Annotated in this window: 13 protein-coding genes and 2 pseudogenes; 8 read left to right on the plus strand and 7 right to left on the minus strand. The window is 64.1% G+C overall.

Annotated features, from left to right (window positions below; translation table 11 throughout):
* Positions 1–63 precede the first annotated feature (63 nt).
* Positions 64–657, plus strand: coding sequence for a short chain dehydrogenase (locus LJ655_RS02945; protein WP_230559751.1), 594 nt, complete (start codon positions 64–66; stop codon positions 655–657).
* Positions 658–896: 239 nt separating this feature from the next.
* Positions 897–2,483, plus strand: a complete 1,587-nt coding sequence (locus LJ655_RS02950) for an inorganic phosphate transporter (RefSeq protein ID WP_230559752.1) — start codon at positions 897–899, stop codon at positions 2,481–2,483.
* A gap of 14 nt (positions 2,484–2,497) precedes the next feature.
* On the opposite strand, the pseudogene ppk2 reads toward LJ655_RS02950, so the two are convergent.
* Together ppk2 and LJ655_RS02960 are read right to left on the minus strand one after the other, a co-directional pair.
* Positions 2,498–3,424, minus strand: a pseudogene (gene ppk2, locus LJ655_RS02955) (polyphosphate kinase 2).
* Between the two features lie 152 nt (positions 3,425–3,576).
* Positions 3,577–3,975 carry a VOC family protein gene (locus tag LJ655_RS02960; protein WP_230559753.1) on the minus strand — a complete coding sequence of 133 codons (399 nt, stop codon included), beginning with the start codon at positions 3,973–3,975 and terminating at the stop codon, positions 3,577–3,579.
* Positions 3,976–4,143: 168 nt separating this feature from the next.
* On the opposite strand from LJ655_RS02960, the gene LJ655_RS02965 reads away from it, so the two are divergent.
* Entirely contained in the window at positions 4,144–5,196 is a 1,053-nt protein-coding gene (locus LJ655_RS02965) for a S1C family serine protease (RefSeq protein WP_230559754.1), read from the plus strand.
* Between the two features lie 33 nt (positions 5,197–5,229).
* Here the strand turns inward: LJ655_RS02965 and LJ655_RS02970 are convergent, their stop codons facing one another.
* Both LJ655_RS02970 and LJ655_RS02975 read right to left on the minus strand, forming a co-directional pair.
* The gene (locus LJ655_RS02970) at positions 5,230–6,633 is read right to left on the minus strand and encodes an MFS transporter (RefSeq protein ID WP_230559755.1); all 1,404 of its coding nucleotides are present in this window, start codon (positions 6,631–6,633) and stop codon (positions 5,230–5,232) included.
* 112 nt (positions 6,634–6,745) lie between these two features.
* Positions 6,746–6,996 (minus strand): annotated as a pseudogene (locus LJ655_RS02975) (CDP-alcohol phosphatidyltransferase family protein); the annotation flags it as partial.
* A 185-nt stretch (positions 6,997–7,181) separates the two neighbouring features.
* Between LJ655_RS02975 and LJ655_RS02980 the strand changes: the two are divergent.
* Positions 7,182–7,613, plus strand: a complete 432-nt coding sequence (locus LJ655_RS02980) for a hypothetical protein (RefSeq protein WP_230559756.1) — start codon at positions 7,182–7,184, stop codon at positions 7,611–7,613.
* Between the two features lie 61 nt (positions 7,614–7,674).
* On the opposite strand, the gene LJ655_RS02985 is transcribed toward LJ655_RS02980, so the two are convergent.
* The gene (locus tag LJ655_RS02985) at positions 7,675–8,211 is read right to left on the minus strand and encodes a hypothetical protein (RefSeq protein ID WP_230559757.1); all 537 of its coding nucleotides are present in this window, start codon (positions 8,209–8,211) and stop codon (positions 7,675–7,677) included.
* 523 nt (positions 8,212–8,734) lie between these two features.
* Here LJ655_RS02985 and LJ655_RS02990 point away from each other — a divergent pair.
* Entirely contained in the window at positions 8,735–9,244 is a 510-nt protein-coding gene (locus LJ655_RS02990) for a hypothetical protein (protein ID WP_230559758.1), read from the plus strand.
* A 140-nt stretch (positions 9,245–9,384) separates the two neighbouring features.
* Positions 9,385–9,897, plus strand: a complete 513-nt coding sequence (locus tag LJ655_RS02995; RefSeq protein ID WP_230559759.1) for a metal-dependent hydrolase — start codon at positions 9,385–9,387, stop codon at positions 9,895–9,897.
* A gap of 8 nt (positions 9,898–9,905) precedes the next feature.
* On the opposite strand, the gene epsC is transcribed toward LJ655_RS02995, so the two are convergent.
* Together epsC and LJ655_RS03005 are read right to left on the minus strand one after the other, a co-directional pair.
* Entirely contained in the window at positions 9,906–10,832 is a 927-nt protein-coding gene (gene epsC, locus LJ655_RS03000) for a serine O-acetyltransferase EpsC (protein WP_230559760.1), read from the minus strand.
* A 157-nt stretch (positions 10,833–10,989) separates the two neighbouring features.
* A complete protein-coding gene (locus LJ655_RS03005; protein WP_008920927.1) occupies positions 10,990–11,223 on the minus strand; it encodes a hypothetical protein in 234 nt (77 codons plus the stop codon).
* A gap of 283 nt (positions 11,224–11,506) precedes the next feature.
* On the opposite strand from LJ655_RS03005, the gene LJ655_RS03010 reads away from it, so the two are divergent.
* Together LJ655_RS03010 and LJ655_RS03015 are read left to right on the plus strand one after the other, a co-directional pair.
* On the plus strand, positions 11,507–11,959 hold the full coding sequence (locus tag LJ655_RS03010) for a DUF3005 domain-containing protein (protein ID WP_230559761.1): 453 nt from the start codon (positions 11,507–11,509) through the stop codon (positions 11,957–11,959).
* Between the two features lie 146 nt (positions 11,960–12,105).
* A complete protein-coding gene (locus LJ655_RS03015) occupies positions 12,106–12,711 on the plus strand; it encodes a short chain dehydrogenase (protein ID WP_230559762.1) in 606 nt (201 codons plus the stop codon).

Raw genomic sequence — 12,711 nt, forward strand, 5'->3', positions numbered from 1 at the left:
TGCATGGCTCGACGATGCAGTGTGCAGCGCGGCAAACACGGCAAACCAATCCCGGGAGGATGTATGCGCATACTTGTTGTCGGTGCGACCGGCTTGCTCGGCTCGCACATCGTGCGGCTGCTCGCCGCCGAGCATGACGTGGTCGGCGCAAGCCGCAAGGGCTCCGAATTACATGTCGACCTGTCGGACAAGCGCAGCATCGAAGCGATGTATGCGCAAGGTGGCAGCTTCGATGCGATCGTTTGCGCGGCCGGCTCGGCAAAATTCGCGCCGCTTGCATCGCTCGCCGACGAAGACTTTTCGTTCAGTCTTGCCAACAAGCTGATGGGCCAGGTCAACCTGGTGCGCTGCGGCACGGCGCATGTCTCCCAAGGCGGCTCGTTCACTCTGACGAGCGGCGTGCTCGCGCAACAGCCGATGGAAGGCAGCGCAGCGGTCAGCATCGTGAATGCGGGTGTCGAAGCGTTTGCGCGCTCGGCCGCGCTCGAGTTGCGCGGCAAGGCACGCGTCAATGTGGTGAGCCCGGGCTGGGTCGCCGAGACGCTCGAATCGATGGGCCGTGATCCGTCGCAAGGGGTGCCGGCCGAAATCGTCGCGCAGGCTTATAAACGCAGCCTCGGCGGCAGCGCGAGCGGGGAAGTGATAAGCGCATCGTAAGCGTAACTTCCGGGCGTTCGTCGCCTCGTTTTCGTTCGCCATTTGCTTACCGTTCGATTCGGACATCCTGCTAGCCCGATCCGCCATGCGCCGCGGTAATTACCGGTGTAAGCCGGGCAGGATAGGCCGAATCGCGTCTGTTTTTCCGTACCCCATTGGCGTCACGCAGCCGTCATCATTGCGACACACAGCGAAAGCAGCATCGAGAACTCTGCGACTACACTTTTGGGGCTCACGTCATGCCGGAACTTTCGTATCCGCAACCGGGCGCCGCCAGCGGCAAAGGCCGTAGCGCGGGCCTGGTTATTTTCGTCGCCCTGCTCATTGCCGGCGCCGTGTACTGCGCCGTGCATCTGATAGACGATTTGCAGCCCGTGCGCGAAAGTTCTGTGATGCCGTATTTTCTGCTCGGCGTCGCACTGCTGATCGCGCTCGGCTTCGAGTTCGTCAACGGCTTTCACGACACGGCGAACGCGGTCGCCACGGTTATCTACACGCACTCGCTGACGCCGAATCTCGCGGTCGTCTGGTCCGGCGCGTGGAATTTTCTCGGCGTGCTGACGTCGAGCGGGGCGGTCGCTTTCGGCGTGCTGCAACTCCTGCCGGTCGAGCTGATTCTGCAAGTCGGCAGCAGCGCCGGCTTCGCGATGGTGTTCGCGCTGCTGATCGCCGCCATCATCTGGAACCTCGGCACCTGGTCTTTCGGCCTGCCCTCGTCGAGCTCGCACACGCTGATCGGCTCGATCATCGGCGTGGGTCTGATGAATCAGTTGATGCACGGCACGAACGGCACGAGCGGCGTCGACTGGAATCAGGCGCTCGGCGTCGGCAAATCGCTGCTGTTTTCGCCGATCGTGGGCTTTCTGCTCGCGGGGCTGCTGCTGCTGATCCTGAAGGCCGTCGTGCGCGTACCTGCGCTGTATGCCGAGCCGAAAGGCAAGGAGCCGCCGCCGTTCTGGATTCGCTGCCTGCTGATTCTGACCTGCACGGGCGTGTCGTTCGCGCACGGCTCGAACGACGGCCAGAAAGGCATGGGCCTGATCATGCTGATCCTGATCGGCACGGTGCCCACCGCCTACGCGCTGAACAAGGCGGTCACACCGGCGCAAACGCAGACCTTCGTCGCGGTCGCGCATCAAACCGCGGCGATGCTGTCGCGCTACACGCAGGGCGCGGCGCCTTCCGCGGATCCGCGCGCCGACGTCGAGGCATTCGTGCGCACCCGTACGCTGACGCCCGCTACGCTGCCGGCGCTGCAGCAACTGACCGAGCAGATCGGCCGCCAGGTCGGCGAATCGGGCTCGATGGCCGCGGTCCCGCAAGGCATCGTCGATAACGTGCGCAACAACATGTATGTCACGTCCGAGGCGATCCGTCTGATGCAGAAAGCCAATCAGCCGCAGTTCTCGCCCGAGGACGCGAAGATCCTCGCCAACTTCAGAACGCAGATCGATCACGCAACCAAATTCATTCCGCCGTGGGTCAAGGTGGCGGTCGCGATCGCGCTGGGGCTCGGCACGATGGTCGGCTGGAAGCGCATCGTCGTCACGGTGGGCGAGAAGATCGGCAAGCAGCATCTGACGTACGGCCAGGGCGCGGCGGCTGAGGTCGTAGCGATGGTCACGATCGGCGCCGCCGACGTCTACGGTCTGCCGGTGTCGACGACCCACGTGCTCTCTTCCGGCGTGGCCGGCACGATGGCGGCCAACGGCTCGGGTCTGCAATGGGCCACCGTGCGCAGCCTCGTGCTCGCCTGGGTGTTGACGCTACCCGCGTCGATCGCGCTTGCGGGCGGCTTGTACTGGCTATTCCGTTCGGTGTTCTGAGTCCGCCCCGCTCCTCAATACACCTCGGGCACGATCATCGACTGAGGCACCGGCTGACGGCTATAGTCTTCGTGATAGACCCGCGGCGGCAACTCGATATGCGGATGCTCGATCTCGTGATACGGCACCTGGCTCAGCAGATGCTGGATGCAGTTCAGACGCGCGCGTTTCTTGTCGACGGCCTGCACGACCCACCACGGCGCTTCGGGAATGTGCGAGCGCTGCAGCATCACTTCCTTCGCCTGCGTATAAGCTTCCCAGCGGCGCCGGCTCTCCAGATCCATCGGGCTCAGCTTCCACTGCTTGAGCGGATCATGAATGCGGTTCTGGAAGCGGAGCTCCTGTTCTTCGTCGGTAATCGAAAACCAGTACTAGAGGATCTGCACGCCGCTGCGCACCAGCATCTTTTCGAACTCCGGCACCGAGCGGAAAAACTCCTCGTACTCGTCGTCAGTGCAGAAGTTCATCACTCGCTCGACGCCCGCGCGGTTATACCAGCTGCGATCGAATAGCACCATCTCGCCGCCCGCCGGCAGATGCGATACATAGCGCTGGAAATACCATTGGGTGCGCTCGCGGTTGTTCGGCGCGGGCAACGCGGCCACGCGGCACACGCGCGGATTGAGGCGCTGCGTGATGCGCTTGATCGCGCCGCCTTTGCCGGCCGCGTCGCGTCCCTCGAAGATGACGACCAGCCGATGCCCCGTCGCGACGATCCAGTCCTGCAGCTTGACCAGTTCTCCCTGCAGCCGGAACAGTTCGCGGAAGTAATGTTTGCGCGCCTCACGACGCTCGGGCGTAAAAGCGGCCGCGCCGTCGATGATGCGGTCATCGACTTCCATTTCGAGTTCTTCGTCGTAGGCGTCGATGAGGTCTTCCTCGAACCGGCGTTGCCGCTCCGCCATCAGTTCGGTATGAGATCTCGAATCCGGCTCTTTCATTGCGGCTCCTCGCAACTGGAATGGGTTGGCGCGCGGCGGCCAGCAACGCGGACGCGCTCGATTATCGAAGCACGAGGTGTCAGCCGTGTTACCGCGTGGGCGGGCGCTGCACAACCGGGGAAACACTCATGATAGCGAGATTTGCGCCAACCCTAACGCAGCGGTCGCGCAAAGCTCAATTCATGGCCGTCCGGATCGGTGATATGAAAATAGCGCTCGCCCCACGGCGCATCCGACGGCGCGAACGACGGTTGCAGACCCGCCGCCAGTGCCTTGTCGTAGATCGCATCGACGTCCGACACGTAGATGATCACGCGCCCCCACCAGTTGACCGGCGCGCGCGGATCGGCGATCAGGTTCAGATACGAGCCGCCGAACCCGAACGACGTGAACGCCTCGCGCGCACCGCCGTACCTGAGCGGGAAGCCGAGCGCTTCGTAGAACGCGACGGCGCGCTGCATGTCGCCGGTAGCGAGCGTGATCGCGCTGAGCGACTCGATGCGTGGATCCGGCTGCGGGGAAGGCGGCGCTGAAGCGGTCGATGCGGACATGAAGGGGATCTCCGTGGCGCGTGGGTAGCGGCGTGCGGCGGCGCGCTCGGGAAAGTGTCTCACACGCGGCGGCAGTCAGCCTCGCGCCGCGCCCCGCGGGCTCCCGGATGCCCTTGAAAACCCCAGAGACGCCCCGCATCTCGCAGCCCGTCTATCCGGAGCATCGTTATGGGAAGCCGCCCACGCTTCATCGATGACCTGTCGAGCGCCGCATCCGACGCCCCCGGGCCGCAATCCACCGACCTTTTGACTCACAACGACGACGCACTGCTCGACGCCTACTCCCGCACCGTGATCGGCGCACTGGAGCGCGTGCAGCAGGCGGTCGCGTTTATTGCCGTCGAACACCAGCTGCCGGGCGAGACGTCCGCGCATCCACGGCGCGGCCCGCGCGGCGGCACCGGCTCGGGCTTTCTGTTCACGCCCGACGGCTACCTGCTGACCAATAGCCACGTCGTGCATGGCGCGACGAATATCCAGGTGACGCTAGCCGACGGCGCGAAGTTCGACGCCGACCTGGTCGGCGACGATCCCGGCAGCGATCTCGCGGTGCTGCGCATCGGCTCACCGGAGGCGCTGCCGCACGTGGAGCTCGGCGAATCGTCGAAGCTGCGCGTCGGGCAGATCGCGATTGCGGTCGGCAATCCGCTCGGGCTGCAGCAGACGGTGACGACCGGCGTCATTTCGGCGCTCGGCCGTTCGCTGCGCTCGAATTCCGGCCGCATGATCTACGACGTGATCCAGACCGACGCGGCGCTGAATCCGGGCAACTCGGGCGGACCGCTGATCAATTCGGCAGGCCAGGTGATCGGCGTGAATACCGCGATCATTCCGGGCGCGCAGGCTATCTGCTTTGCGACCGCGATCGATACCGCGAAGTGGGTCATCATGCAGATCTTCGCGCACGGCCGCGTGCGGCGAGCGTATATCGGCGTGGCCGGCACGACGACGCCGCTGTCGCGGCGCGTGCAACGCTACTTCGGGCTCAGCGCGCAAAGCGGCGTGCATGTGATGGAGATCGTCAAAGGCAGTCCGGCCGCGCTCGGCGGCTTGCGTACCGACGACACGATCGTCGCCATCGACGCGCAACCGGTGCAGGATGTGGATGGCCTGCAACGCACGCTCGACGCCTCGCGTATCGACAGACCGGTCAGCGTGACGGTGCTGCGCGGCGCGCAGCGGGTGGAGCTGACGGTGACGCCGGTGGAGCAGGCGGGGTGATAGCAATAGCGCGGGATAGGCAGCGAGGCGTGCTCACGCGCGCCCGCGGCTGCCGCGCGCGATCTCGTCACCTGCGTCCCTCGGCAGACGCCGTGTAATCGGAATCGACAGACATGAGAACAGACCGACGACGAGAAACGCCGGCCAGAAATCGGAGAACACGATCTTCGGATGCCCTTGCAGGCGATGCGAAATCTGCAGCACGATGCCCGAGATCGTCACGCCGAGGCCGAGCGACATCTGCTGGATGACGCTTGCCACGCTCGTCGCGCGGCCGACCTCGCTGCTCGGTATGTCCGCATAAGCAAGCGTATTGAGCGACGTGAATTGCAGCGACGGAAAAAAGCCGCCCGCCAGCACGATGCACCAGATCACCCAATGCGGCGTGCCGGGAAAGAACAGCCCATACACGGCGATCGCAAGACCGGCGCACGCGGCGTTGACCATCAGCACGGTGCGAAAGCCGAAACGTTCGAGAATGCGCGACGCCATCGTCTTCATGAAGATCGAGCCGAACGCGGACGCGCAGGTGATCGCGCCGGCTCTGAACGCGGTCATGCCGAGCCCTTCCTGCAATGCGAGCGGCAACAGGAACGGCACCGCGCCAAGACCGATGCGAAACAGCGAACCGCCGATCACGCTCGCATGGAAACTCGGAATGCGCAGCAGACGGAGATCGAGCACCGGCAGCGCCACGCGCCTCGCATACAGCACATAGGCCAGCAGCAGTGCCATGCCGATCACGCACATGCCGGCCGACTCGCGCGTCGATACCAGCTCGCCGCCGACCAGCGAGAGCCCGAGCATGAACAGCGATGCCCCGCTCGCCGACAGCACGAAGCCGAGCCAGTCGAGCCGGCCGGGATGCGGCTCGCGCGTATTGGCGATGTATTTGTTGGTGAGCCAGATGCCGAACAGCCCGATCGGGACGTTGATCACGAAAATCAACCGCCAGTGCAGATAGGTCGTGATAAAGCCGCCGAGCGGCGGCCCGACCACCGGACCGAGCAGCGCCGGCACCGTCAGATAGTTCATCGCACGAATGAACTCCGACTTCGGCACCGACCGGAAGATGATGATGCGGCCCACCGGCACCATCAGCGCGCCGCCGATGCCCTGCACGAAGCGCGCGAGCACGAAGGTATCGAGCGAAGTGGAGGCCGCGCACAGCAGGGAGCCCGCCATGAAGATGCCGATTGCGGTGCGAAACACGTTGCGCGAACCGAAGCGGTCGGCGACCCAGCCGCAGATCGGGATAAAGACGCCAAGACCGATCACATACGCGGTGACGGCTAGCTTCAGCGTGATCGGATCGTGGCCGAGGTCGCGCGCCAGAACCGGCAGCGACGTCACGATCACCGTGCCGTCCACGTTTTCCATGAACATCGCGCATGCGACGATCAGCGGGACGATGAAAGCGCCTAAAGCACGCAGCATTGTCGTGGCGACGGGGCGGCCAGCCATCTATGGAAAGCGTCGATTATGGCATCGCGGCCGCAACAGATGTTGTTGCGGGCAGGCATTTTGCCGCGCGCCGCCGTGCATCATCGCGCGCGGCACGGGCGCCCATGCCCATGTCAATGCCCAGGAATGGCATCGCCGTGACGAGCGCATCGCAGGCGAGATCGTAAAAATGACCGATCCCGCTCGCCTTGCCGCCGATTCGCGCGGGTTCGCGGTCCGCATGATCGACGAAGCTCGACAGGACGATCAGCAGCGCGCCCGCATGGGCCATGCGAATCTGCCATGCGCAAGGCACAACGCGCCTGCGATTCCGATCGGCAGGCGCAGTGTGGTCAAATGGCTCGGCGTGACGCGTGGGCCCGTCGCGAAGAAAGCGCAATTCGCCGAATCGCGATAAAGTGCGAATCCAGTTGTGCCTGTCATGCGCAATTCGATCGATGCGCAGCACCGTTCGTGTCCTCACTGGGATGGCGCGGCCGTTGCTGGCCCGGGGCATCGACTGTAGACGAGCGCCTACACTCATGAACCGTCTTCTTGTCCTTCTGCTGGTTGCCGCGGCGGCCGCGCTGCCGCTCCCTTCATTCGCCGTGGAGCTGGATGGGCCACTGGTGTGCAATGAGACCGGCCACCAGTTCATTGCTGATCTCATGCAGCAGCAGTTGATCAACCCTAAGCCGACGCATGTCGAAAGCAACTCGATCAACGCGTTCGCGCTGATGCCCAATGTGCATCTGAGCGCGTTTGGCTTCCACGTGTTCGCGGTGGTCGGCTTCGAAAAAGACGACCCGATGTTCCAGGTCGGCGACGGCGAGCCGGTCGCGCAGTCCGCGTACGGCGTCGTCGTGTTCGGCAGCGACGACAAGGTGAAAAGCGCGCTTGAGAACGCCGGCAGCACGGCGATCGTGCATCACGTCGCACCGTTCATCACCGCGATTTTTTGCAAGCGCAGTTAGGGGTTGGTGACACCCGCGCCGCATGCGGCCATCGCTACGCAACGGCACCCACCAGCGTCGCTCACCCCGGCCGACGAAACTCGTTTGCGACCCACGCCGCGGCGCTCGCCTTGCTGAGCTTGAAGGTCGGCGCAACCTGGACCTGCGCGATCTGCTCGCCGAAGACATCGAGCGCGCTCAGCAGGGCATACGGTTCGTCTTCGTCGGGGACGATATCGAGCGTGATGTCGAGTTCGCCGTTGCCGTCCGCACTCGGCACGCGCACCGCCTTGTGCAGTTGCGCGCGCAGCTGCTGCTCGTGACGACGCAGCACTTCCGACGCCGTTTTGACGAGCGTGTTGAACGCCGATGCGTCGAGCGGCTTCGGATCCTTCTTGTTGCGGCCCATCGTCCACGGACCAACGAGCGCGGGCTCCGCCTCGCCGTCCTTGATCATTTCGACGGCCCAGCCTTCGTCGTCTTCGTTCTTGATGATGCGCGCGGTCCAGCCGCTGTCGCGCCACAACCGCTCTTCGTGCACGCTATCGTCCGCTCCCGACGAGTTGTCGGCCAGAACCTCGGCATTCGTGTCGGACGGGGGAAAGGGCGTGTCGTTCATCACAGGATTACTCACTTCGCGAGGCGCAAAACAGATTTCGAGCCCGCGATTCTACCTGCCCGGCCGCCCCAACGATCGAAACTTCTATTTCCCTCGACGCGGCAACGTATGCATCAGCGTTAGAAATTGCATAAAAAAACGCGGCCCGAAGGCCGCGAGTAAAAATGAAAAAGACACCCTTTGGTCGAAGGGGTCGCCGAATATTATAAATGGCATCCCACCTGGATTTAAGGCTTCCTTCGGAAGACTGCATTGCGCAAATCAACCGGAATCAGCGGACACGGCACCATCCGGGTTTTCCGCCCGGATCCTCGCTCCGTATCCATCTGAGGACATCGTGGCGCTTGACGGCAAATCCGCCACTCAGCGCTACAAATGGCGCCGTTTTGCGAATCCTCGGTGATGCGATTAATTAACATATTCCCGGATTCGAGGCCGAGTTATTGTAAGACGTGTAAGTAATTGTCCCGCATAACGCAATTACCCTATAAGCGCACGGCCGCACTAGTGACGATGTCAATGGATGCTCGCTATACTGCCCCGGCTGCCGTGCGACATTGCGAGACCGCGACGCCTGCACAGCGGCTTCGTCGCGAAGCATCGTGTTGTGCGCCAACGCACCTCGCTTCGCCCGCGCCTCACTTTCCCATGCATGAACGGGAACGCCGCCGATCGGACCATGAAGAGACTTCTCCTGCTTGCCCCCGCTGTCGCCCTCACTGCCACCCTCGCCGCTTGCGGTTCGTCGAGCGGCCCCGCGCGCGATGCATCCGCGCCGCTCGTGTACGTGTCGTCCTCACGCACGCCTGCGTCTATCGCGGCCTGCCTCGACGAGCGTCTGTCGCGCGTGCGTGCCTCGCACGCCGGCGGCGTGACCGAACTCGCGGTCGGCGCCGATTCGAACAACTCGTACTTCATCACGTTGACGCCGCTCAACGGCTCGACGGTGATCAAGGTCATGCATCCGGCCAACGCGCCCGACGATCCACCCGAAGCGGAAATGCGCTTCGCCATTGCGCGCTGCGCGACCTGAGCGGCGCGTCGCACGTGAAGGTCGTGCGCTACCGGCCGTTGCGCGGATTTTTGTCTCGCGCATCGGCTATTTTTTTATCCGCTCATCTGCGAACATAGCCGCCCTTTGTTTTTCGCGCGGCACGCGTGCCGCGAGCTTCAATGGCATCCAGCAAAGCGCATCATGCGACCGGTTTCGCGGCCGGGGTCATCGCGGCGGCGATCGTCGCGCGCAACGGCGGCGGTCCGTTTCATCCGGGCGTGCTGCTGAGCTTCATCGCCGGCGTGGCCGGCAGTACCGCGCCGGACTGGCTCGAAGTCGCATGGTGGTCGCGCGCGCGGCGGCTGTGGATCACGCATCGGACCTTGACGCATTGGGGCGTCGGCTGGCTCGCGTTGCTCGCCGTGTCATACCACGCGCTCGGGCATTCGATCTACGCGGCGCCGGCGTTCGGCTTCGCGTGCGGCGGCCTGATGCATCTGTTCGCCGACTGGCCGAATCCGCTCGGCGTGCCGTGGATCGCAGGGCGGCATTCGTTGAATCTATGGAATAGCGGGCACTGCGATCTGATCGTCGTCGCGGCGTCGTGGGCGGCCGCGTGGTTTATCGGCGAGCATGTGTGGCTGCATGGCGTGCATGCGTTGCCGTGGTTGCGGCATTGGCGAATGAGCTAGGCGCTGCGTCACTGCCGCCCGTTGTCGTTGCGCTCTCCTTCGCGCACCCTGCCTTGCGACACGCTGCTGCCCGGCGGCACGCTATGCGTGAGCCACACGTTGCCGCCGATCACCGAGCCGCGCCCGATCGTCACGCGTCCGAGAATCGTCGCGCCCGCGTAGATCACGACGTCGTCCTCGACGATCGGATGGCGCGCGTTGCCCTTGATCAGGGTGCCGTCCTCGTCGGCCGCGAAACTCTTCGCGCCGAGCGTGACCGCCTGGTACAGACGCACGCGCTCGCCGATGATCGCGGTCTCGCCGATCACCACGCCGGTGCCGTGATCGATGAAGAAGCTGCGCCCGATCGTGGCGCCCGGGTGAATGTCGATGCCCGTCGCCGAGTGCGCGATTTCGTTGATGAAGCGCGCGAGCAGCGGCACGCCGAGCCGATGCAGCGCATGCGCGATCCGGTGATGCGTCATCGCCCAGACGCCCGGATAGCACAGCAGGATTTCGGTGATGTGCTGTGCGGCGGGGTCGCCGGTGAAGGCAGCCTGGATGTCGCTGACGAGCACCGCGCGTATGTCCGCCAGTTGCGTCGCGAACTCGCGCGCCACCGTGAACGCGCGCTCCTGCAACTGCGCGTCAGGCGTCGCGCCGTACTCGGGCAGGTAGCGCAGCGCGCGGCGAATCTGTTCGGCCAGCAGCCGCAATGTGCTTTCGAGCGTGTGGCCGACGTAGTAGTCGACGGTCTCGTCGGTCAAATCGGGCGCGCCGTAATGCGTCGGAAACATCGCGGCGCGCAGGCCCGTCACGATGTTGACCACCGCTTCGCGCGAGGGCAACTCGCGAATGCCGAGCGGATGGCGCGTGCGATGCAGCTGTTCGCGCGAGGCGCGCAAGTCGGCGACGATCTGTTCGAGGCCCCAGTTGTGGGAAGGCGCGTTGGACATAAGGGAAGGCGGCGCGCGGCGCGCACGGTGTGAAGTGGTTATGCAGCAGAGATTACCGCGTTTTAACGCCGCCCGCGCGGCACCGTGCAGGGCGGCTCGGCTTGACAGCGTCGACTTGCATTGGCGCGCAGCGACGCACGCGCACCGTTTCCTGTCGTCAGATGGTCAAGCTGCTCGCGTCGATCCAGCGCACGGCCCAATCGCGCGCATGCGCGATTGCGGCGGCTTCGTCGGAGAAGCGCAGTTCGGTGGGGAAGAAACGGTTGGCGACCAGTTCGCCGTCGCTCGAGCGCGAGATGACTACATACGGTTGCCAGGAGCCGTCGCCTGCGCGCGCCGGTTCGCAATTCAACAGATAGCCGCGATGTGTAAATGCAGCATCGAAGTGCATGAGTCATCCGCCCCTGAAGCCCCGGAACATGTTTTCAGTCGCGCGGCCATTTGCTTGTTCGTTGTATACGACCATGATGGAACAGCCGGAGCATCTCGTCAATTTCACCGCGCATCGCTCGCCGGAGTAAAATCATACTCTGTAGAAAATGCGCGTTCATTAAAAAAAACGAAAAGGATCGCGGACGTCATACGTACCGCAAGTCTCGCGCATCGCGGCGCCGTCTCGGTCGGAACGGCTTTTGCTCACTTCTTCGACGAAGCCCTCTTCAGGAGAATGCACGATGAACAGCGCGATCAGCAAACCCGAAAACGCCGGCACGAAACCGGACCCGAAGGACCCGCGAACCACGGACATGCACAACGACCGCACGCACGACAGCTCGGTCGACACCGACGGCAAAAACCACGAAGCAGCGCTTCTCGCGGGCCACGGCGCGATCTCTCCCGACGCCATCACGACCAGCAACGCGACGCTCGACAACAGCGTGCCCGAGTCGCTCGACGGCATGGCCGGCTTCGACAGCAGGGTCGGCGGCAATCATCTGCTGCTCGCGCTCGAGCCGGGCTATACGGTGATAGACAAAGGCATGGCCGAGCCGCTCGCCGCTTACTCGGCTGACCTTCAGTACAACGACCCGCGTCCGGTCGGACAGCGTCAGGACCGCGGCCGCATTCATTACGCGCTCAATCATTTGCGACCCGCGCGCGTGATCGAATTGCAGCGGCTGAAATAAGCGGGCGCGCGCGTATCATCCCTTTATGCGCGCGCGTTTGAATCAAACCATTCATTGCTATTGATCAGGCAGTAACGCGGCACGCGCAGTTAATTCTGGTGCGTGCTTTGCTTTGTTTTACGTCGATTCGTTGAGCGGGGTCGCGGATGAAAAGAATCGTCGTCATCGGTGCCACGGGCACGCTGGGTCAGGCCATCAGCGCGGAGCTGAAGGCGCGTCACGAAGTGATCGAGGTGGGCGCGACGCGCGGGCAATATCACGTCGACAGCACGGACCCGGCGAGCGTGGAGCGGCTGTTTCGCGACATCGGCAAGGTGGACGGCGTCGTCACCGCGACCGGCAAGGTGCATTTCGGACCGCTGGCGCAGATGAGCGTCGAGCAGTTCTGGGTCGGGCTGCGCGACAAGCTGATGGGTCAGATCAATGTCGTGTTCGCGGCGCTGCCCTACGTGAATGACGGCGGTTCGTTCACGCTGACGAGCGGCATTCTTGGCGACGAGCCGATCCTCCAGGGTGCGAGCGCGACGACCGTCAATCTCGCGCTCGGAGGCTTCGTGCGCGGCGCGGCGATCGAACTGCCGCGCGGGCTGCGCATCAACGTCGTGAGTCCGACCGTGCTGACCGAGGCGATGGAGGCCTACGCGCCGTTCTTTCGCGGCTTCGAGCCGGTCAGCGCGCAACGCGCGGCGCTCGCTTATCTGCGCAGCGTGGAAGGTGCGCAGACGGGGCGCGTGTATCGCGTGGGGTATTGA

The organism is Paraburkholderia translucens, from assembly GCF_020881035.1.
GTDB lineage: Bacteria > Pseudomonadota > Gammaproteobacteria > Burkholderiales > Burkholderiaceae > Paraburkholderia > Paraburkholderia translucens.